The 20,237-nt window shown below is 62.5% G+C and carries 22 protein-coding genes; 9 read left to right on the top strand and 13 right to left on the bottom strand.

The annotated features are described in order from the left end of the window. Positions 1-20 precede the first annotated feature (20 nt). The 4 genes from AC5PZ0_RS04860 to gpgF all read left to right on the top strand — a co-directional run bounded on the left by AC5PZ0_RS04860 (position 21) and on the right by gpgF (position 3,887). The gene (locus AC5PZ0_RS04860) at positions 21-785 is read left to right on the top strand and encodes a methyl-accepting chemotaxis protein (protein ID WP_371097681.1); all 765 of its coding nucleotides are present in this window, start codon (positions 21-23) and stop codon (positions 783-785) included. 234 nt (positions 786-1,019) lie between these two features. Continuing rightward, positions 1,020-2,141, top strand: a complete 1,122-nt coding sequence (gene gpgS, locus AC5PZ0_RS04855) for an N-acetylglucosaminyl phosphatidylglycerol synthase (RefSeq protein WP_099455203.1) — start codon at positions 1,020-1,022, stop codon at positions 2,139-2,141. Then, positions 2,134-2,898 (top strand): N-acetylglucosaminyl phosphatidylglycerol deacetylase, encoded by a 765-nt coding sequence (gpgD, locus tag AC5PZ0_RS04850; protein ID WP_493854460.1) that lies wholly within the window; start codon positions 2,134-2,136, stop codon positions 2,896-2,898. Before gpgS ends, gpgD begins: the two co-directional genes overlap by 8 nt. Next, on the top strand, positions 2,895-3,887 hold the full coding sequence (gene gpgF / locus AC5PZ0_RS04845) for a glucosaminyl phosphatidylglycerol flippase (RefSeq protein ID WP_027594079.1): 993 nt from the start codon (positions 2,895-2,897) through the stop codon (positions 3,885-3,887). The genes gpgD and gpgF overlap by 4 nt, the downstream gene beginning before the upstream one ends. Here the strand turns inward: gpgF and AC5PZ0_RS04840 are convergent. Next, the gene (locus tag AC5PZ0_RS04840; RefSeq protein WP_275747076.1) at positions 3,793-4,026 is read right to left on the bottom strand and encodes a hypothetical protein; all 234 of its coding nucleotides are present in this window, start codon (positions 4,024-4,026) and stop codon (positions 3,793-3,795) included. The genes gpgF and AC5PZ0_RS04840 overlap by 95 nt on opposite strands. A 336-nt stretch (positions 4,027-4,362) precedes the next feature. Beyond that, positions 4,363-5,214, bottom strand: coding sequence for a formyltetrahydrofolate deformylase (gene purU / locus AC5PZ0_RS04835; RefSeq protein ID WP_027594078.1), 852 nt, complete (start codon positions 5,212-5,214; stop codon positions 4,363-4,365). A 283-nt stretch (positions 5,215-5,497) separates the two neighbouring features. On the opposite strand from purU, the gene mvaT reads away from it, so the two are divergent. Continuing rightward, positions 5,498-5,875, top strand: coding sequence for a histone-like nucleoid-structuring protein MvaT (gene mvaT / locus AC5PZ0_RS04830; protein ID WP_027594077.1), 378 nt, complete (start codon positions 5,498-5,500; stop codon positions 5,873-5,875). Between the two features lie 73 nt (positions 5,876-5,948). Here the strand turns inward: mvaT and sbcB are convergent, their stop codons facing one another. The 3 genes from sbcB to AC5PZ0_RS04815 all read right to left on the bottom strand — a co-directional run bounded on the left by sbcB (position 5,949) and on the right by AC5PZ0_RS04815 (position 8,300). After that, the gene (sbcB, locus tag AC5PZ0_RS04825) at positions 5,949-7,385 is read right to left on the bottom strand and encodes an exodeoxyribonuclease I (protein WP_493854459.1); all 1,437 of its coding nucleotides are present in this window, start codon (positions 7,383-7,385) and stop codon (positions 5,949-5,951) included. Positions 7,386-7,421: 36 nt separating this feature from the next. Next, positions 7,422-7,790, bottom strand: coding sequence for a PilZ domain-containing protein (locus tag AC5PZ0_RS04820; protein ID WP_454244221.1), 369 nt, complete (start codon positions 7,788-7,790; stop codon positions 7,422-7,424). A 123-nt stretch (positions 7,791-7,913) separates the two neighbouring features. Further along, positions 7,914-8,300, bottom strand: a complete 387-nt coding sequence (locus tag AC5PZ0_RS04815) for a tetratricopeptide repeat protein (RefSeq protein ID WP_099430337.1) — start codon at positions 8,298-8,300, stop codon at positions 7,914-7,916. A gap of 180 nt (positions 8,301-8,480) precedes the next feature. Here AC5PZ0_RS04815 and pyk point away from each other — a divergent pair, with 180 nt between their 5' ends. Beyond that, positions 8,481-9,932 (top strand): pyruvate kinase, encoded by a 1,452-nt coding sequence (pyk, locus tag AC5PZ0_RS04810; protein ID WP_027594073.1) that lies wholly within the window; start codon positions 8,481-8,483, stop codon positions 9,930-9,932. 160 nt (positions 9,933-10,092) lie between these two features. Continuing rightward, positions 10,093-11,325, top strand: coding sequence for a delta-60 repeat domain-containing protein (locus AC5PZ0_RS04805; protein WP_493854458.1), 1,233 nt, complete (start codon positions 10,093-10,095; stop codon positions 11,323-11,325). Between the two features lie 74 nt (positions 11,326-11,399). Here AC5PZ0_RS04805 and AC5PZ0_RS04800 read toward each other — a convergent pair whose 3' ends face one another. After that, positions 11,400-12,320 carry an iron-sulfur-binding ferredoxin reductase gene (locus AC5PZ0_RS04800; RefSeq protein ID WP_493854457.1) on the bottom strand — a complete coding sequence of 307 codons (921 nt, stop codon included), beginning with the start codon at positions 12,318-12,320 and terminating at the stop codon, positions 11,400-11,402. 249 nt (positions 12,321-12,569) lie between these two features. On the opposite strand from AC5PZ0_RS04800, the gene AC5PZ0_RS04795 reads away from it, so the two are divergent. Further along, the gene (locus AC5PZ0_RS04795; protein WP_027594070.1) at positions 12,570-14,093 is read left to right on the top strand and encodes a fumarate hydratase; all 1,524 of its coding nucleotides are present in this window, start codon (positions 12,570-12,572) and stop codon (positions 14,091-14,093) included. Positions 14,094-14,322: 229 nt separating this feature from the next. Here AC5PZ0_RS04795 and AC5PZ0_RS04790 read toward each other — a convergent pair whose 3' ends face one another. Next, positions 14,323-15,195, bottom strand: a complete 873-nt coding sequence (locus tag AC5PZ0_RS04790; RefSeq protein ID WP_493854456.1) for a carbon-nitrogen hydrolase family protein — start codon at positions 15,193-15,195, stop codon at positions 14,323-14,325. Then, on the bottom strand, positions 15,192-15,782 hold the full coding sequence (locus AC5PZ0_RS04785) for a GNAT family N-acetyltransferase (RefSeq protein WP_027594068.1): 591 nt from the start codon (positions 15,780-15,782) through the stop codon (positions 15,192-15,194). Before AC5PZ0_RS04785 ends, AC5PZ0_RS04790 begins: the two co-directional genes overlap by 4 nt. Before the next feature lie 115 nt (positions 15,783-15,897). Between AC5PZ0_RS04785 and AC5PZ0_RS04780 the strand changes: the two genes are divergently transcribed. After that, positions 15,898-16,296 (top strand): nuclear transport factor 2 family protein, encoded by a 399-nt coding sequence (locus tag AC5PZ0_RS04780; protein ID WP_027594067.1) that lies wholly within the window; start codon positions 15,898-15,900, stop codon positions 16,294-16,296. Between the two features lie 124 nt (positions 16,297-16,420). Here AC5PZ0_RS04780 and AC5PZ0_RS04775 read toward each other — a convergent pair whose 3' ends face one another. Genes AC5PZ0_RS04775 through AC5PZ0_RS04755 form a run of 5 tightly spaced genes read right to left on the bottom strand, consistent with a single transcriptional unit; the run spans position 16,421 to position 20,192 of the window. After that, positions 16,421-17,002 (bottom strand): DJ-1/PfpI family protein, encoded by a 582-nt coding sequence (locus AC5PZ0_RS04775; RefSeq protein ID WP_274888808.1) that lies wholly within the window; start codon positions 17,000-17,002, stop codon positions 16,421-16,423. A gap of 48 nt (positions 17,003-17,050) precedes the next feature. Beyond that, positions 17,051-18,208, bottom strand: a complete 1,158-nt coding sequence (locus tag AC5PZ0_RS04770; RefSeq protein ID WP_085273617.1) for a phospholipase D-like domain-containing protein — start codon at positions 18,206-18,208, stop codon at positions 17,051-17,053. A 1-nt stretch (position 18,209) separates the two neighbouring features. Next, positions 18,210-18,791: a YceI family protein gene (locus AC5PZ0_RS04765; RefSeq protein WP_099430342.1), complete on the bottom strand. Its 582-nt coding sequence runs from the start codon at positions 18,789-18,791 to the stop codon at positions 18,210-18,212. A gap of 43 nt (positions 18,792-18,834) precedes the next feature. Continuing rightward, complete coding sequence (locus tag AC5PZ0_RS04760; protein ID WP_099430343.1) at positions 18,835-19,143, bottom strand: amidase; 309 nt, start codon at positions 19,141-19,143, stop codon at positions 18,835-18,837. Further along, positions 19,140-20,192, bottom strand: coding sequence for a serine hydrolase domain-containing protein (locus AC5PZ0_RS04755; RefSeq protein ID WP_493854455.1), 1,053 nt, complete (start codon positions 20,190-20,192; stop codon positions 19,140-19,142). Before AC5PZ0_RS04755 ends, AC5PZ0_RS04760 begins: the two co-directional genes overlap by 4 nt. Positions 20,193-20,237 lie beyond the last annotated feature (45 nt).

Below are 20,237 nucleotides of genomic sequence, written 5' to 3'. Positions count from 1 at the left end.
TCAGCGCCTCGAACTCGTCGATGACCAACTCGGATGAGCAATCCAACCGCACCAACAGCGTCGCCGCCGCCATCAACGAACTGGGCGCCGCCGCACAGGAAATCGCCGGCAATGCTGCCCAGGCTTCGCAACACGCCAGCTCCGCACGGCTGCTGGCCGAAGAAGGCCAGCAGGTGGTCGAGCGCAACATCGCCGCGATGAACCGCCTGTCCGACCTGATCGTCACCTCCAGTGCGCACATCGAGACGCTCAACAGCAAGACCGTCAACATCGGCCAGATTCTCGAAGTCATCACCAGCATCTCCCAGCAGACCAACCTGCTGGCCTTGAACGCGGCGATCGAAGCCGCCCGCGCCGGTGAAGCAGGGCGTGGCTTTGCCGTGGTCGCCGACGAGGTGCGCAACCTGGCACACCGCACCCAAGAGTCGGCACAACAGGTGCAGACCATGATCGAAGAACTGCAGGTCGGTGCCCGCGAGTCGGTCGACACCATGGGCCAGAGCCAGCGCCACAGCCAGGACAGCGTGCAGATCGCCAACCAGGCCGGCGAGCGGCTGGACAGCGTGACGGTGCGTATCGGCGAGATCGACGGCATGAACCAGTCGGTGGCCACCGCCACCGAAGAGCAGACGGCCGTGGTCGAGGCGATCAACATGGACATCAACGAGATCAACATGCTCAACCAGGAAGGTGTCGAAAACCTGCAGGCCACCCTGCGCGCGTGTTCGGACCTGGAGCAACAGGCTTCGCGCCTGAAACACCTGGTGGGCAGCTTCCGCATCTAATGACGGTTCAATAGCCCCCTGTAGGCGCAGCCTTGCGCTGCGAAGAGGCCAGCTCAGCCCACAAAGCTGTAGCGTCCGTGCCGACCTCTTCGCAACACAAGGCTGCGCCTACAAGCCCGCAGCAACCAGCCCAACCTCGATCGAACAAACTATCCTTCTGGTAGGTCAACCTTTAGGCGCGTCATCGCCGACCCATTACGGCCGGATGACAGACCCGAAGACGATCCCGGAGGGATGCTGATCGTGCACATTGCCGACATCACCATGTTCTACGCCCCCGCCAGTGGTGGCGTACGTACCTACCTTGATGCCAAACACCGCCGCCTCGATGCCATCCAAGGCGTGCGCCACAGCTTGTTGATCCCCGGCGCCAGCGCGCAACACACCGATGGCATCTACCAGGTGCCGGCCCCTCCCCTGCCCTTTGGCAATGGCTACCGCTTCCCGGTGCGCCTGGCGCCTTGGTGCAATGTACTGCGCAGCCTCAAACCCGACCTGATCGAAGTCGGCGACCCGTACCTGACCGCTTGGGCTGCCCTGGAGGCACGCCGCCAGCTCGATGTGCCGGTGATTGGCTTCTACCATTCCGACCTGCCGCTGCTGGTCAGCAACCGCATGGGCAATTGGTTCACGCCCAATGTCGAAGCCTACGTCAGCAAACTGTACGGCAACTTCGACCGGGTGCTGGCCCCCAGCCAGGTGATGGCCGACAAACTGCGCCGGCTGGGCATCCGCGATGTGCATGTGCAGCGCCTGGGTGTAGACCTGGCCACCTTCAACCCCGACCACCGCGACCCGCACCTGCGCGCGGAACTTGGGATTGCCGACACCAGCCGCCTGCTGATCTACGCCGGCCGTGGCTCGCGGGAAAAGAACCTGCCGGTTCTGCTCGACTGCATGCAGCGCCTGGGGCGGCCCTACCACCTGTTGCTGGTGGGCTCCAACATGCCTGTGAATGTGCCGCAGAACGTCAGCGTGATCGACCATTTCTGCCCGCCACAAGAGGTCGCCAGGCTGATGGCCAGTGCCGACCTGCTGGTGCATGCCGGCGACCAGGAAACCTTTGGCCTGGTCATTCTCGAAGCCATGGCCAGCGCGACGCCAGTGGTGGCGGTGCGTGCCGGTGCCTTTGGCGAGATCGTCAACGAACAATGCGGGCGGCTGTGCCAGGCCAATGACGGGGCGGCGATGGCGCAGGCGGTGCGCCAGGTGTTCGAAGAGGGTGTGCGTACCCTCGGCACCCAAGCCCGCCGCCATGTCGAGCAACACTACTCATGGGACAACGTGGTCGCCGGCCTGCTGCAGCATTACCAGGCCGTGCTCGGCCACCAACCGCGGGCGCGGGCCCATGGCTGAAACCGGCAGCGCAGCACGCAGCCTGATGCTGGTGCTGCACGACATCGCGCCCGAGACCTGGCCCGACTACCAACCCTTCGTCGAAGCCGTCGACAAGATCGGCGGTGTGCCCATGACCTGGCTGGTGGTGCCAGACTTTCACCACCGCAACCCCCTGCACCGCTCGCCCACGTTCTGCCGCCTGCTCGACCGGCGCCTGGCACTGGGTGATGAGCTGGCGCTGCATGGCTACTACCATGCTGACGACGGCGCGCCACCGCGCAGCCCCGGCGCATTCTTCATGCGCCGCATCTATACCCATGAAGGCGAATTCTACGGGTTGGATCAACGTCAGGCGCTAGCACGCCTGGAACAAGGCCTGGCAGTGTTCGAGCGGCAAGCCTGGCCGGTTGCCGGCTTCATCGCCCCCGCCTGGCTGATGAGCGAAGGCACGCGCCAGGCCCTGCGCCAATTGCCGCTGCGCTACACAAGCACACCGCAGCACCTGTACCGCCTGCCTGAGTTCACCGCCATCGAGGCCCCCGGCCTGGTGTGGAGCGCACGCAGCGCCTGGCGCCGCAGGGTGTCGAAGGTGCTTTGCGACTGGCAATGCCAACGCTGGCGTGGCGCGCAGACCCTGCGCCTCGGCCTGCACCCGGTGGACATGCGCCACCGCGTATCACGCGACTACTGGCTACACACCCTGCAGGCGCTGCTGGCAGAGGGCCGCGAGCCGTTGACCAAGTCTGCCTGGCTAGACCGCCAGGCCAGCGCATGAATCGCCTGGGCTGGCTAGGCCTGGCCCTGCTGGGCGCGGTGTTGGTACCGACGCTGCTGGGCGGCAGCGAACTGCTGCCGCGCCTGCAACGCTTCGACCCCGGCCTGTTACTGATGCTGCTGGGCATGATCGTGCTGTGCTGGGTGATCAACGCCATTCGCCTGCGCCTGCTGCTCGGCCAGCAAGGCGCACAACTGCGTTACCTGCGCAGCCTCGGCGTGGTCATGGCCACCGAGTTCGCCATCTGTACCACCCCTGGCGGCAGCGGCGGCCCGCTGACCCTCATGGCCTTGCTGGCGCGCGACCGCATTGGCCCGGCGCGCAGCGGTGCGGTATTCGCCATGGACCAGTTGAACGACTTGCTGTTTTTCTTCTGCGCGATGCTGGCGATCGCCGGCTATGCGTTGTTCCACCGCCTGGGGCACAGCCAGCAAAGCATGTTGCTGGGCAGCGCACTGTTGCTGTGTGCGGCATTGGTCGTAGTGCTGGGGCTGCTGCGCTACCGGCGCGGGCTGATGCGCTTGAACGGTCGCCTGTTACAGCGCCTGGGGATGTCTGCGGGGCGTAAACGCCGCTGGGCGCGCAAGCTGCTGCACTTCATCGACGCCCTGGCACAAACCTGGCGCCTGCCCAAGCGCACGCTGGCACTGGTCTTCACCCTGACCTGCGCGCACTGGGGGCTGCGTTACAGCGTGCTGTACCTGGTGCTGAAGGGGTTGGGCGTGGAGCTGTCGTGGATCCCCAGCTTCCTGGTGCAGATGCTCTCGCTCAGCGCCGGCCAGTTCAGCCTGTTGCCGGGGGGCGCAGGTGCCGCCGAATTGACCTCGGCAAGCCTGCTTACACCCTTGGTGGGCAGTTCGACAGCGGCCGCAGCGATCGTTATCTGGCGCGCGGTCACTTACTACTTTTATCTGCTGGCGGGTGGGCCGGTGTTCGCTTGTTTGCTGGCACGCCCGCTGCTGGAGCGTTGGCGGCGTCAGGCGGGTTGAGTTGCTGCCAGAGTTCGGCTGCACCGGGGAAGTCGGTGCCGTCGGCGTCGCTCAGGGCCTCGGGGTCATAGCGGGCCAGGCAGCCCTCGCCGAGGGTTGGCGGTGGTGAGGCGCCAGCTTTGTCACGTGGATCTGGCATGAGCGTTTCCTCGCGATTGAGGGGGCGCTTTGCGCCCCATCGCCGGCAAGCCGGCTCCCACCCGAACTGTGTAGCCTCCAAGGCTAGCGCCACACCTGTGGGAGCAGGCTTGCCGGCGATGGGGCCAAACAAGCACCACAAGACAGTTGCTCTCACCCGAACTGTGTAGCCTCCAAGGCTAGCGCCGCACCTGTGGGAGCTGGCTTGCCGGCGATGGGGCCAAACAAGCACCACAAGACAGTTGCTCTCACCCGAACTGTGTAGCCTCCAAGGCTAGCGCCGCACCTGTGGGAGCTGGCTTGCCGGCGATGGGCTGCGAAGCAGGCCGGCTCGGTATCAGTCGAACACTACAGTCTTGTTGCCGTGCACCAGCACGCGGTCTTCGAGGTGATAACGCAGGCCGCGGGCCAGCACCATCTTCTCGACATCACGGCCGAAGCGGACCATGTCTTCGATACTGTCGGCATGGCTGACACGTACCACGTCCTGCTCGATGATCGGGCCGGCATCCAGCTCTTCGGTCACGTAGTGGCACGTCGCACCGATCAGCTTCACGCCGCGCAGGGCCGCTTGATGGTAAGGCTTGGCGCCGACGAACGACGGCAGGAAGCTGTGGTGGATGTTGATCACTTTTTCAGCGTAGTCCTGGCACAGCTGCGGCGGCAGGATTTGCATGTAGCGAGCCAGCACTACCACGTCGGCCGCGTGTTCCTGGACCAGGCGCGACACTTCGGCGAAGGCTGGCGCCTTGTCCTTGGGGTCGACCGGTACATGGAAGAACGGAATGCCGTGCCACTCGACCATGCTGCGCAGGTCGTTGTGGTTGGAGATAACGCAGGGGATATCGCAATCCAGCTCATCGGTGTGCCAGCGGTGCAACAGGTCGGCCAGGCAGTGGGACTCGCGGCTGGCCATCAACACCACGCGCTTCTTTTGCGCCGAGTCGGTCACACGCCAGGTCATGGAGAACTCTTCGGCGATGGGCGCGAACGCCTCGCGGAATGCCTCGATACCGAATGGCAGGGATTCGGCACGGATTTCATGACGCATGAAGAACCAACCACTCTGTTCATCGGAGTGGTGGCTGGCTTCGTTGATCCAGCCATTGTACAAGGCCAGGAAATTACTGACTTTCGCCACGATGCCAACACGGTCGGGGCAGGCGATCACCAGACGATAGGTGCGCATGAATGAGACTCCAGAACTTCGCAAAGGCGCTCATTCTAGCGGCCCGCCAGGAAAAACGCAGTATGGATCGCACCGCGTGCGTTGTGCACACCGCCAGGCACACAAGACGTGGCCCTGTTCAGCGGCATGACAAAACGCAGGGCTAATGTAAATTTTTGTTCACGCAGAGAAATGTTGTCACAGCTTAATTAACAGTTAATGGCCCATTTGTATGTTTACTTGCGAGTATCGCCTGTCTATTATTGGCCCACACATTTCTGAACACGCATTAAAGGAACTCTCCATGTCCCTGATTAACGAGTACCGCGCCACCGAAGAAGCCATCAAGGAACTTCAAGCCCGCCTGGCCAACCTGTCGCAAGACGACAAGCTGAAGCAAGAGCTGGAGTTCGAAGGCAAACTGCGCACGCTGATGGGCGAGTACTCCAAGTCGCTGCGTGATGTGATTGCCCTGCTCGACCCAGAGTCGAAACTGAGCAAAGCGCCTCGCGGCGCGGTCAAGCCTACTGCCACTAAGCGTGCGCGCAAGGTCAAGCAATACAAGAACCCGCACAATGGTGAAGTGATCGAAACCAAAGGCGGCAACCACAAAACCCTGAAAGAATGGAAAGCCAAGTGGGGTGGTGACGTGGTTGAAAGCTGGGCGACCTTGCTGGACTGATTGTCCGCACGCTCAACGTTGCTTAGCGCAACAAAAAAACGCCGGCTCAATGCCGGCGTTTTTGTTTTTCCATTCACTGCGCAATTGCAAATTGTGCCTGCAGTTTTCGCGCGTGTTCCTGCCACGCATCCAGAACCCGCCGGCCCGCCTCGTCGGCGCCTTCCCAGGCACGCTGCCGCGCCTGCTCGAAATCACCCAGGGTATTCGGCGCGCCCCACTGCGGGTCGCTCAGGCGTTGCTGACAGAAGCTATACCAACGCTGACGCTCTTCACTGTTCAAGGTCTCAGGGAAGTTCCGAGCCCGATAACGGAACAACAGTTCAGGCATGCGCGGGTCATCGAACATCCAGTGCCCCTGGCCCAATTGCGCGGGTTCCAGCGTGCGAACTTGCTCACACAAACGCCGATCACGGTCGCCCAGAAAACCGTCATACAACTGTTGTTCAGGATCTTCACTCGGCGTGAAATCATCCTTGCCGTAGATGTGTTCCAGCTTGTCTTGCCAGTGTGCTTGTTGATTGGCCAGCTGTTCGCCACGCGATTGTAACAACGTCAAGTCGATGCCCAACCGTTGTTGATCGGCCGGGCGCAATACCGAGAGTGGCGCCAGCACTGGGCAACGATTGATCTGCACCAATTTAAGCGGAACGGGTAATTCGCCCTCGGCCAATTCTTCGTGGCGGGTATACAAGCGCTGACGAAGAACTTCAGGACTTTCCCGCAATAACGGTAGGGTTTCCTGATGCAGGTCGCAGACAATCAGGGCATTGCGATTGCGCGGGTGCCACGCCAGCGGCAGCACCACACCCAGGTAATTACGGGCCGCCGAAAAACGCCCCGAAATATGTACCAGCGGCTGCAACAAACGGACCTGTTCCATCACTTTTTGTTTACTGCGTAGCTGAAACAGCCACTCATACAATTTCGGCTGCTTCTGCCGGATCAAGCGCGCCAGGGCAATCGTGGCCCGCACGTCGGAAAGTGCCTCGTGGGCGTGGCCATGGTCGATGCCATTGGCTTTGCTGAGCAGCTCCAGACGTAGGCTGGTACGGCCATCCTGCTGCGGCCACTCGATGCCTTCAGGGCGCAAGGCGTAGGCCGTGCGCACGATGTCGATCAGGTCCCAGCGGCTGTTGCCGCCCTGCCACTCACGGGCATAAGGGTCGAAAAAGTTGCGGTAAAGACTGTAGCGCGTCACTTCATCGTCAAAGCGCAGGGTGTTGTAGCCGGCGCCACAGGTGCCTGGGCGCGCCAGTTGCGCGTGCACCCGGGTCATGAATTCGGCTTCGCACAGCCCTTGGGTTTCCAGCTGTTGCGGGGTGATGCCGGTGACCAGGCAAGCAGCCGGGTGCGGCAGGATGTCGTCCGAAGGGCGGCAATAGAGGCTGATCGGTTCTTCGATTTCGTTGAGGTCGAAGTCGGTGCGCACACCGGCCACCTGCAGCGGCCGGTCGCAGCGCGGGTTGATGCCAGTGGTTTCGTAGTCGTGCCAGAAAATGCTGGAGCTCACGGGGTCGTCCTGTATCGAGGTCGACCCGATTCTAGCCTACTCGGCTCTAGCGGAAGCGTTGGCGGGGCGGAAACTGAAATAGTCGTGCAGAGAGCGAACGAACTCGTCGTACTCGCGGGGCGCCTGCAGCAACATGAAGCCGGAGTCGTAATGGCCGGGCGTCTGGTCTTCGCGGCACCACAGGCAACTGGCGGTGAGGTTGATGAACTGATGCCCGCCACCGGCCAGCGGCAAACGCAGTTGCAGCTCGTAATCCGGCCCGACCAGCACCGGCAGTTGGCTGATGAGCATCAACCCGTCTTCTGAGGCATTACCCAGCTGGCCGATCGGCTGATCGGTAAAACGGTTGAAGACCTTGAGAACGCAGGGCAACTGATGGCGTTCGATATGCCGCTTGTTGAAGATGATCACAAGTGCAGTCCGTACCCGGTGCCAGGAATGCGCGGTACTGGCGGTTGTTGTAACAACTGAGTTACAGATTAGCGCAGCGCGCGCGGTTAATCCCGTGAAATAAATCACACCTTGGTGTTAACGCCAAGGGGTGGTCTGCACCGGGTTGGCCACGGCAGCCTCGGCGCCACGGTAATGGCCAAGCTTCTCGAGGGTCTGCAGCCGGGCCTGGGCGCGGTACGCGTATTCGTTGCCCGGGTAGGCATGGATCATGTACTCGTAGGTCTGTGCAGCGTCCACGAACAGTTTCTGGCGTTCCAGGCACTGGCCACGCAGCAGCGACACCTCGGGGTGGACGAACGGTCGCGCGCGGCTGGTGCGATCGACCTGCGAAAGCTCCAGCATCACCCGCTGGCAATCACCGCGGTCGTAGGCACGGTAGGCATTGTTCAAGTGGTGGTCCATGGACCAGCGGGTGCAGCCGACGGCGCTGGCCGCCAAGGCTAAAACGATCAGGGCTCGCATGAGGGGTCTCCTTTGATGCCAGTGTATCGGCCTTTGCCCATAAATCTTCACACCCTTTTGCGAGGATGGCCTGACCGTTCAAACGCTACCCTGCCTTGGTCGCAGGTAGTGCAACGGAACAATGACTACAGCGAGATTCAGGAGTAGCCTTTCGCTGCGCTTCACTATAGGAGTCTGTGCATGACCATCCGCCGTACCAAAATCGTCGCCACCCTTGGCCCCGCCAGCAACTCGCCGGAAGTGATCGAACAACTGATCCTTGCCGGCCTGGACGTGGCACGTCTGAACTTCTCCCACGGCACGCCGGACGAGCACAAGGCGCGCGCTCGCCTGATCCGTGAAATCGCGGCCAAGAACGGCCGCCACGTCGCATTGCTGGGCGACCTGCAAGGTCCGAAGATCCGCATCGCCAAGTTCAGCAACAAGCGCATCGAACTGAAGATCGGTGACAAGTTCACCTTCTCCACCGCCCACCCGCTGACCGAAGGCAACCAGGACATCGTCGGTATCGACTATCCCGACCTGGTCAAGGACTGCGGCGTCGGTGACGAACTGCTGCTCGACGACGGCCGTGTGGTCATGCGCGTCGAGACCGCCACTGCTGATGCACTGCACTGCGTAGTGATCATCGGTGGCCCGCTGTCGGACCACAAAGGCATCAACCGCAAAGGTGGCGGCCTGACCGCACCGGCCCTGACCGAAAAAGACAAGGCCGACATCAAGCTGGCCGCGGAAATGGACCTGGACTACCTGGCCGTATCGTTCCCACGTGACGCCAGCGACATGGAATACGCCCGCAAGCTGCGTGACGAGGCCGGCGGCAGCGCCTGGCTGGTGGCCAAGATCGAGCGTGCCGAAGCCGTTGCCGACGACGAAACCCTCGACAAGCTGATCGCCGCCTCCGACGCCGTCATGGTTGCCCGTGGCGACCTGGGCGTTGAAATCGGCGACGCCGAACTGATCGGCATCCAGAAGAAGATCATCCAGCACGCCCGCCGCAACAACAAAGCGGTGATCGTGGCGACCCAGATGATGGAGTCGATGATCCAGAACCCGATGCCGACCCGCGCCGAAGTGTCCGACGTGGCCAACGCCGTGCTGGACAACACCGATGCGGTGATGCTGTCGGCCGAAAGTGCCGCCGGCGCCTACCCGATCGAAGCCGTCCAGGCCATGGCGCGCATCTGCCAGGGTGCCGAGAAGCACCCGACCAACCAGAAGTCCAGCCACCGCCTGCACACCACCTTCGAGCGTTGCGACGAAAGCATCGCCCTGGCGGCCATGTACACCGCCAACCACTTCCCGGGCGTCAAGGCGATCATCGCCCTCACCGAGAGTGGTTACACCCCGCTGATCATGTCGCGCCTGCGTTCGCACGTGCCGATCTTCGCCCTGTCGCCGCACCGCGCTACCCAGGCTCGCGTCTCGATGTTCCGCGGTGTCTACCCGATCGCCTTCGACCCGGCTTCGCTGCCGGCCGACAAGGTGAGCCAGGCGGCGGTCGACGAACTGCTCAAGCGTGGTTTGGTGCAACAAGGTGACTGGGTAATCCTGACCAAGGGCGACAGCTACCACACCATCGGTGGCACCAACGGCATGAAGATCCTGCATGTCGGTGATCCGCTGGTCTGATTGCCTTACACGCCCGTAGTCAAAAAGCCCCGTGAGTCCCCTCACGGGGCTTTTTCATGTCCGCTACCTAGCATTTTTGCCAGTTTCGTCGTGGCGCCCAGCCTGCGATCGTTGAGTGACGCAACGGCTTCACACTGTTCAACACGAAAGGTGAAAAGCAATGAGCACAACCCGCAAACAGAACGTGCTGGACCCTGACTACGGCACCTACGGCGTCGCTCGCCCACACCGGTCGATTCAGCGAATCGCGTCTTCAATCCCAGATAACAGGGACGGCAGAATTTGCGTTGGCACGGGTATGGACGGCGATTACGTCATTTTCCGTGTGGATAACAAAGGCAAACTCGATAAACAATTTGGTCAGACAGACGGGCTGACCAAAGGCAAGTTTGCCCCCCCGTTATCCGCCGCTGGCCGCAGCGTTCACCTGCTCTCAGACGGCAAAATCCTCATGATCGGAATGCATAATGGGCTACAACCCGCTCTGGCTCGATTCAGCAGCATCGGATTGCTAGACACGTCATTCGGCAAGGATGGCCATGTTTTGATCAAAACGCCCACAGACCTTGAGGTGCACGAGCAAAAACACCTGTTATCCACACCCCGCGTTATTGAAGTCGCTGAGGGACCACCGCAGGTGCAGACACTCGCGGCGAACGACAAGGTTTACCTCACATTTCAGTTCAACAATAGCCACTCCACGATCATGCGGTTCAACGCCGACGGCGCTTTGGATACGAGCTTCAACGGCACCGGTTACAAGCAGCTTACACCGCCCAGGGGATACCTTACTTACACGACCGCGATGCTTCTGGACGATGAATTCATTCTGCTGGGCGGGTCGGTCATGACTGCTGATCGCGACTTAGCCTGTGTCATCCGGCTGCACAGTAGCGGTGAATCTGACTCGACATTCGGTAACGAAGGCTTTGCCTTCGCCGAGCTGACTTCTCATGCCAACTTTTTCTCGGTTGCCAAACTCGCGTCTAACGCCATTGTCTGTGCCGGCGGCGAAGTACCTCAAAAAAGTGTGATCGCCGCTTTCGATCATCAGGGCCAACCGTTGGCGGGCTTCATCACTACCTCACTGGGCACCGGCGGTTACTGGAAAACGGTCGCCGTCTTCCACGACCAGGCCATCATCACCGTAGGCGACACCGGCGGGATTCAATCTGATCTATTAGTCGGCAGGTACTTGACCAACGGCCAACCGGACAGTGGTTTTCAGGACAATGGCTGGCTGTCGTTTTCTCTGGGGAAGAGCATGGATATGGTCTCAAGCAGCGAACTGCAGCCAGACGGCAGCACATTGGTTACCGGCGAGGACGATGAGGAAGAGGAGCAAGGCTTGACCCGCAAAGGTTTCCTGCTACGTTGCCTCACAGCGCCCTGACAATCAGCACCGGCACATGGCAACTGGTCAATCGCGAACTGCCCGCGATTGACCAAGGTGCATCGTTCAAGGGTTTAAACGTGTTCAACAAAGGCATCCGCGTACACTTGGCCTCTCGGCACCCCAGCAATGAACAGGCGCCGGGCGAAACGCTCGACACTCGCGGGCGCCCCGCATACGAGTGCCACCGTCTGTCGTGACACCATCCGCAACCCCGCCAGCGCTTCCTCCATCTGCTCCGCCAGCACCAGCTCGACGGTCACACCTACACGGCCGTACAACGCTTCAGCCAGGTAATGCCCGGCACTGTCCCGCGCTACATGCAGCACCCGAATCTCGCCGCGATGCCCCTGCCGCACAGCCTCACGCAAGATGCCCCACAATGGCGCAAGCCCGGTACCCGCCGCCAACATCCAGAGCGGCCGCTCCTGCCAGTCCGGGTCGTAGTGCAACGCCCCGCCCCTGAGCTCGCCCAGGCGCAGCTCATCACCAACCCGCAAGCCCCGAGCGCTGTCACAAAACGCCCCTGGCCGCCGGCAGTCGATATGAAACTCGAGAAAATCATCCTCACCCGGCAGGCTTGCCAGGGAATAGGGCCGCGCAACCGCACCGTTCCACAGCACCACATGCTGGCCGGCCTGGTAGCGCAGCGCCCGCTCGGGCCGCAGGCGCAAGCGCAACACATCGCCAAACCAGTCCAGTGCACACACCGTCGCGGGCATGCCTTCGAGCAGCGGGTCGAACACCGCCACGCGCAGGTCATCCACCACCCGGCACTGGCACGCCAGGCGCCAACCCTGTGCGTGCTTGTCCAGCGCCAAGGCCTCGGGCAAGGCATCCGCCGGTTGCCCGTCCAGGCAATGCACCAGGCAGGCGTGGCAACTGCCTGCGCGGCAGCTGTAGGGCACATTCAAGCCCGCTGCGTTCAAGGCATCGAGCAGGTTGCTGCCGGTGGGCACCGTCCAGCGGCGCTCGCCCACACAGAGTTCAGGCATGGTCATGATTCTCCGGGTACACATCGTCACTCTAAGGCAAGCCGCGATTGGCAGCAAAAAGGATGCCCGACACCCTGCCGACCATGGTCCAGACCACACGCAGGTGTTTCGCACGGTGAGGCGCGCTATACTGCCGCGCCTTTTTACGTCGGCCTGACCTGCCGACGCCTTGCCAGGCGTTTCGACACACAGGTGTGCAGTGTCGAAGGGCCTTTACGAATGTTCCCGTCTTTAAGAGGAGCGCGCTGCATGACCGTGATCAAGCAAGACGACCTGATTCAGAGCGTTGCCGACGCCCTGCAATTCATCTCGTACTACCACCCCGTCGATTTCATCCAGGCGATGCACGAGGCCTACCTGCGTGAAGAGTCGCCTGCCGCGCGCGACTCCATCGCCCAGATCCTGATCAACTCGCGCATGTGCGCCACCGGCCACCGCCCGATCTGCCAGGACACCGGTATCGTCACCGTGTTCGTGCGCGTCGGTATGGACGTGCGCTGGGACGGCGCCACCCTGAGCGTCGACGACATGATCAACGAAGGTGTGCGTCGCGCCTACAACCTGCCTGAGAACGTCCTGCGCGCCTCGATCCTGGCCGACCCGGCCGGTGCCCGCAAGAACACCAAGGACAACACCCCGGCCGTCATCCACTACTCGATCGTCCCTGGCGACAAGGTCGAAGTCGATGTCGCAGCCAAAGGCGGCGGCTCGGAAAACAAGTCGAAGATGGCCATGCTCAACCCGTCCGACTCGATCGTCGACTGGGTGCTGAAGACCGTTCCGACCATGGGCGCTGGCTGGTGCCCACCTGGCATGCTCGGCATCGGCATCGGCGGTACCGCCGAAAAAGCTGCGGTCATGGCCAAAGAAGTGTTGATGGAGTCCATCGACATCCATGAGCTGAAAGCCCGCGGCCCGCAAAACCGCATCGAAGAGATCCGCCTGGAGCTGTTCGAGAAGGTCAACCAGCTGGGCATCGGTGCCCAGGGCCTGGGCGGCCTGACCACTGTGCTTGACGTCAAGATCATGGACTACCCGACCCACGCGGCCTCGCTGCCGGTGTGCATGATCCCGAACTGCGCTGCCACCCGTCACGCGCACTTTGTGCTCGATGGCTCCGGCCCAGCCGAGCTGGAAGCGCCGTCGCTGGACGCCTACCCAGAAATCGTCTGGGAAGCTGGCCCAAGCGCCCGCCGCGTCAACCTTGACGACATCACCCCGGAAGAAGTCGCCAGCTGGAAGCCAGGCGAGACCATCCTGCTCAACGGCAAGATGCTCACCGGCCGCGACGCTGCGCACAAGCGCATGGTCGAGATGCTCAACCGTGGCGAAGAACTGCCAGTGGATCTCAAAGGCCGCTTCATCTACTACGTCGGCCCAGTCGACCCGGTCGGTGACGAAGTGGTTGGCCCAGCCGGCCCGACCACCGCTACCCGCATGGACAAGTTCACCCGCCAGATCCTCGAGCAAACTGGCCTGCTGGGCATGATCGGCAAGTCCGAGCGTGGCCCGACTGCCATCGAAGCGATCAAGGACAACAAGGCCGTGTACCTGATGGCCGTTGGCGGCGCCGCTTACCTGGTAGCCCAGGCGATCCGCAAGTCGAAGGTCCTGGCCTTCGCCGAGCTGGGCATGGAAGCGATCTACGAGTTCGACGTGAAAGACATGCCAGTCACCGTCGCGGTGGACAGCAATGGTGAGTCGGTGCACATCACCGGCCCTGCGCTGTGGCAGAGCAAGATTGCCGAAAGCCTGGCTGTTGAAGTGAAGTAATTCACCTCTGGCCTGATCGAAAACGCCCGGCATCCGCCGTAATGCTATTCACTTAGGGCCGCTTTGCGGCCCATCGCGGCACAAGGCCGCTCCCACAATGCTCGCGCATGCCCTGTAAATAGGGGCATCACACGGTCGGTGTGGGAGCGGCCTTGTGCCGCGATGGGCCGCAGAGCGGCCCCGGCATTCTTAAGTGAACAGCATTACGGCATCCGCCGGACGTTTTCATTTACAGCATCCGCCCGAACTGCTCTGGCCAGTCGCGCCGGGTAAACACCTGCCCCTCCTGCCTCACCCGCCGTACGGCCTCAAGGTCCACCTCACACATCAGCCACTGGCTGCCGGCCGGGTTGAGCTGATCACTCAGCGCCACCACGCCATCCGCGGGCATCCCATGATCCGGCGGTACGAACAACCCCGCACGCCCAGTGTTCTCATCCAGCGCTGGCGACCACGGCGCCAGCCCTACCGTCGGGCTCTGCAGCACGGCAATCTGGTTTTCCAGCGCCCTTGCCTGGGCGCCGATACGCACCCGGTTGTAACCGGCTTCAGTGTCGGTGCAACTGGGGGCCAGAATCAGGTCGGCGCCCGCTTCGGCCAGGTGCCGGGCCAGCATCGGGAACTCGTTGTCGTAGCAGATCAAAATGCCCAGCTTGCCAAGCTTGGTCTCGAATACTTTCAGTCCCTCGCCCGGCGCGATGTCCCATTGCTCGCGCTCGAAACGGGTCATGATCAGTTTGTCCTGATAACCCAGCACACCGTCGGGGCCAAACAGCCAGGCGCGGTTGCGAAAGCGGCCATCGCCGTCCTGCACCGGCAGGCTGCCAGGTTGCAGATAGATACCCCAGCGCCGGGCGATGCGCTCACACAAGGCCTTCCAGGGTTCGATCAACGGCTGGATACCGGCGATGGAACCCTTCAGGTCACCCCGCTGCTCCTCGCGTAGCAGCCCGCTGAGCACCAGGCCCGCGTACTCCGGCAACAGCAGCAACTGGGCGCCGTCTTGCACGGCTTCGGCGCACAGGCGCTGCAGGTGGTCGACGTAAGCATCCCAGGTCTTGTGCAGCTCGATGGCGTACTGGCAGGCCGCCAGACGGATCATATCGGCAGTTCCTTGAGCCAGAACGACATGATCTTTTCGGACGTTTCCTGCTCATCCAGGTCGCGCCAGCCATAGGTGGTGCGCAAAGAGGGGTCGTGCAAAAAGCCTCGATTGCGCCAAAACCCTTGCAAGGGTTTGTAATCGGCCGGCCGCCGGGGGTGCACGCCTGGGCGCTCGACGGCACAGAAGGCGCAATAGTCGAATTCGGCAAGCTTGTGGGCATAGGACTCGCGTTCGATAAAGAAGCGCACGCCCAGGCCTTGGCCCCGGTACTCCGGCAACACGACCGATTCACCGAAGTAGTACACGCTGGCAGGGTCACGCCCTTGGGCCAGGAACGGTTGCTGGAACTCGGCGGCAACGTCCACCAGCGGCAGGCCGGTGGCGGCACCCACCACCCGGCCGGCGTCCAGCGCCAGCACCACCAGGCTGCGCCCGGAGCGGGCGTAAGTAGACAGGTAGTCGGCCTCATACTCCGGCGTGCCGTCGTAAAGGTAGGGAAACTCGCGGAACACGGTCAGGCGCAGGCGAGCGAGGTCATCGATGTAAGGCGCGATAGCGGCGCCGTGCAACAGGCGTATTTCCATGCTTGGCGGTCGTTTTGTCGATGTGGATGACGCGCTCGGCTAAGCCGGGCTTGAGGGGAAACCCTATCATCCGAACCCACGCTCCGCCTTTTCCCTACACGACAGGTATTGTTCCATGACCGCTACCGAACTGGTAAATGCATACTACGCAGCCTTCAATGCCGGTGACATGCCAGGCTTTCTCGCCCTGCTCAGCGAAGACGTGATCCACGACATCAACCAGGGCGAGCGGCAGATGGGCAAGGCCAGGTTTGCCGCGTTCATGGACAAGATGAACCGCTGCTACCGCGAGCGCCTGGCCGATATCGTGGTGATGCAGAATGCCGACGGCAGCCGGGCAGCGGCGGAGTTCACGGTGCATGGCGAATACCTCGCCGATGACGAAGGGCTGCCCGCGGCCAATGGGCAGACGTATGTGCTGTCAGCGGGGGCGTTTTTCTATATTCACTGCGGCAAGATTGCCCGAGTGACCAACTACTACAACCTCAATGACTGGGTTGAGCAGGTTGGTTAAAACTGTTCGAGTTGTGCTTCCTGTACTGGCCCTTTCGCGGGCAAGCCCGCTCCCACAGGTGTTCTAATGAACTGAAGAACAGCAGGTACCCTGTGGGAGCGGGCTTGCCCGCGAATGGGTCGGTTCAGGAAATGCGAGTCCCCAGCACCTTCAAAAATGCCGCCAGCCAGGCCGGGTGCGCAGGCCACGCCGGCGCAGTCACCAGGTTGCCATCCACGTGCGCCTGGTCCACCGCGATATCGATGAACGTGCCGCCCGCCAAGCGCACCTCCGGTGCACACGCTGGGTAGGCACTGCACTCGCGCCCTTCCAACACGCCAGCCGCTGCCAGCAACTGAGCCCCATGGCATACTGCGGCAATCGGCTTGCCCGCCCCGTTGAACGCCCTGACCAGGTCCAGCACTTTGTCATCCAAGCGCAGGTATTCAGGGGCACGGCCACCGGGGATCAGCAGGGCGTCATAGCTCTCGGCACGCACGCGCACAAAGTCGTAGTTCAGGGCAAAATTATGCCCCGGCTTCTCGCTGTAAGTCTGTTCACCCTCGAAGTCATGGATGGCAGTGCGCACGGTCTGGCCCGCGAGCTTCTCGGGGCACACGGCATGCACCGTATGGCCTACCATGCTCAGGGCCTGGAACGGCACCATCGCCTCGTAATCTTCGACGTAATCACCCACCAGCATAAGAATCTTCTTCGCCGTCATCACATCCACTCCTTCCATTGCCTGTGAACAGTCACTGCACGATAGTCGCTCTTAGTCACGGCGGTCGAGTACGTTGACCACCAGCCGGTCGAGCCACCCCCACACCCGCTGTTTCACCCGTCGCCACAGTGGCCGGGCATGCCAGTGAGCGAGGTCGACTTCTTCGCTCAAGGCGAAATCACGCTCGAAACTGGCCACCACGGCAGCGGTCAGCGGCGGGTCAAGGGCCTCGATGTTGGCCTCAAGGTTGAAGCGCAGGTTCCAGTGGTCAAAGTTGCACGAGCCGACGCTGACCCAGTCGTCCACCACGGCCATTTTCAGGTGCAGGAAACACGGCTGGTACTCGAATATCTTCACCCCGGCGCGCAACAGACGTGGGTAATAGCGATGCCCGGCATAGCGCACCGACGGGTGGTCGGTACGCGGCCCGGTCAGCAACAAGCGCACATCCAGGCCCTTGCTGGCTGCGCGGCGCAACGAGCGGCGCACGCTCCAGGTCGGCAGAAAATACGGCGTGGCCAGCCATACCCGCTGCTTGCCGCTGTTCAGCGCACGCACCAGCGCATGCAGGATGTCCTGATGCTGACGGGCGTCGGCATAGGCTACCCGGCCCATGCCCTGCCCTTGTGCTGGCACCTTGGGCAGGCGTGGCAGGCCAAAGCCTTCAGCCGGCCGCCAGGCGGTGCGGCGGTTGTTGGCGTGCCATTGGCGGTCGAACAGCAGTTGCCAGTCGGTGACCACAGGGCCTTCTATTTGCACCATCACCTCATGCCATTCGCTGGTAGCGGTGCCCGGCGTCCAGAATTCATCGGTGACACCCGTGCCGCCCACCGCCGCCCAGCGCTCGTCCACCAGCAGCAGCTTGCGGTGATCGCGGTAGAGGTTACGCAGGCCACGCTTCCAGCGCAGGCGGTTGTACCAGCGCAGGTACACGCCGGCCTCAAGCAGCCGCTGGCGCAAGGCGCTGTTGAAGGCCAGCGAGCCATAGTCATCGAACAGGCAGCGCACCCGCACACCGCGCCGGGCAGCTTGTGCCAGCGCGTCGACCACCGCATCGGCGCACGCGCCCGCTTCGACCAGATACAGTTCGAGGTCGACCTGGAACTCGGCACGCGTGATCGCCTGGAGCATGCGTGGAAAGAACTCGGGGCCGTCGATCAGCAGTTCGAACTGGTTGCCATCCCGCCAGGGGAAGACCGGCCCCGGCATGTCAGCGGGCGGTAAAGATCAGCACCGCATTAACCGGTACCGATGGGTTGATGGACTTGAGCCCAGCGAACTTGCGCAAGCTCTCCAGCCCCGGCACCAGGCCAAAATCCTCGGCGCGCAGTACCAAGGGCTCCAGGGTCACCACCTGAAAGCGCCGCTCGTCCAGCCGTGTGGCCAGCAGCAAGGCATTGTAGCTGTGGGACTGGCCATGCAGCGTTACCGTCAGTGGCAGGCGCAGCTCGATCTGCGCACCGTTGGCCAGGTCGTTGATCGGCCGCAGGTCCAGCTGTGCCTTCACCGTGGCCTCGGCGAACTGCTCGACCTCGAACAGGCCGTCACGCATGCGCTCGTCGCGCAGCGGGATACCACTGCTGACCGAATCCATTTCGATACGCAGGCCAGCCGCACCCTTGCGGTCTACCGTGCCATGCAGCACCAGAAAGCGATGAACTTCGGCCGTATCACCGTTTTTGCCGGTAATGAACGACAGGCGTGATGACTCGCCATCGAGGTGCCAGTTGGCGTGGGCAGGAAGGCATAGGGCCAGCAATAATGCGGGCAGGAGACGGGGCAACTTGAACATGACAGATCTCGTGAAACAAGACCGCAACCTTACCCGCCCGCCATCATGGCAGCAAGCGGCAGCCCTCGCGCGCGCCCTGCCATACGGCCTGGTTACGCCGGCCCAGGCCTTCGGCGGTAACGCGCCGTTGCTCGCTGCTTTCTTCAAGCAGGCTCAGTGGCAGCCACTGTTTCACGTAGGCGCGGCAGTAGGCCGGGTCGAACCCCATGACGAAGCGGCACGAGCAATACTCCTTGGCCGAATAAGCCGAGAGAATGCCCGGGAAATCCGCCAGCGCCTGGCGCGCCTGCCACGCGCTCCAGCCCAGCGACACGGCAAGCAGCGCCACAAGCACCCGCAGCGCCCGCCTCATGCGCCCTCCCCGGCCAGCGCCGCCAACACACGCTTGAGCAGTTGGTCATGCTGGTACGTGCCGTCGCGGTCATCGGCATAGCGGACAATCACCAGTTTTTGCCTAGGCAACACGTACAGCGCCTGGCCCCAATGGCCCAGCGCGGCGTAGGTGTCCGCGGGGGCATCCGGCCAGGCCTGCGCATCGTTGAGCCACCAGTGCCCACCCGGGTTGGCTTCGCCCGGGACTGGCTCGGCCTGTGCAAAGGGTGTGCGATTGAAGGCCACCCAGGTTGCGGGCAGCAGCTGCCGATCACCCCAGCGCCCCTCGCGCTGCATCAGCAGGCCAATGCGCGCCAGGTCCCGGGCAGTGAGGTAGAGGTACGAAGAGCCGACATAGGTACCAGCAGCATCGCGCTCCCACACCGCGCTGTGAATGCCCAGCGGCGTAAACAGCGCCTGCCAGGGGTAGTCGGGGTACTGCCCGGCATCGAGCATGCCGCGTAAGGCTGCAGCCAGCAGGTTGCTGTCACCGCTGGAATACAGAAAATGCTGCCCTGGTGTGCGGGCCGCTGGCCGCGCCGCTGTGTAGGCCGCCATGTCCCCATGGCCGCGGGTGTAGAGCATGGCCACCACGGAGGAGTTTAACGGGGCGTACTCGTAGTCTTCCTGCCAGCCCAGGCCGCTGGCCCAGTGCAGCAGGTCGGCCAGGCGCACGTCCGGGTGGGTTTGCATGGGTGGATAGAAGCGGGCGACCGGGTCCCGCAGTTGGAAGCGGCCTTCGCCTTGGGCAACACCCAACACCGTGGCCAGCACGCTCTTGCTCACGGACCAGGTGAGGTGCGCGGTATGGGCGGTTGTGGGGTGGGTGTAGCGTTCATAGAGAATGCGGCCGTCGCGGATGATCAGCAGGGCGTTGGTGTGGATGCTGCGGTCAGCGGGGAAGGCGTAGGCGTCAACGGCTTGCCAGTCGAGTGGGGCAGTGTCGGTTTGCCAGTCGGGGGCTGGCCAGTGTTCGGCGCGGGCCGAGGACATGACAAGCCACAGCAGGGCCAGCAGAACCTTTTCCATCTTGAGCTCACATAATATGGGGCTGCGTTGCAGCCCCAAGATTCA

It is taken from the genome of Pseudomonas sp. 5.2, from assembly GCF_059025405.1.
Note: the sequence above shows the minus strand (reverse complement) of the source record. Positions and strands in the feature narration are given on the sequence as shown.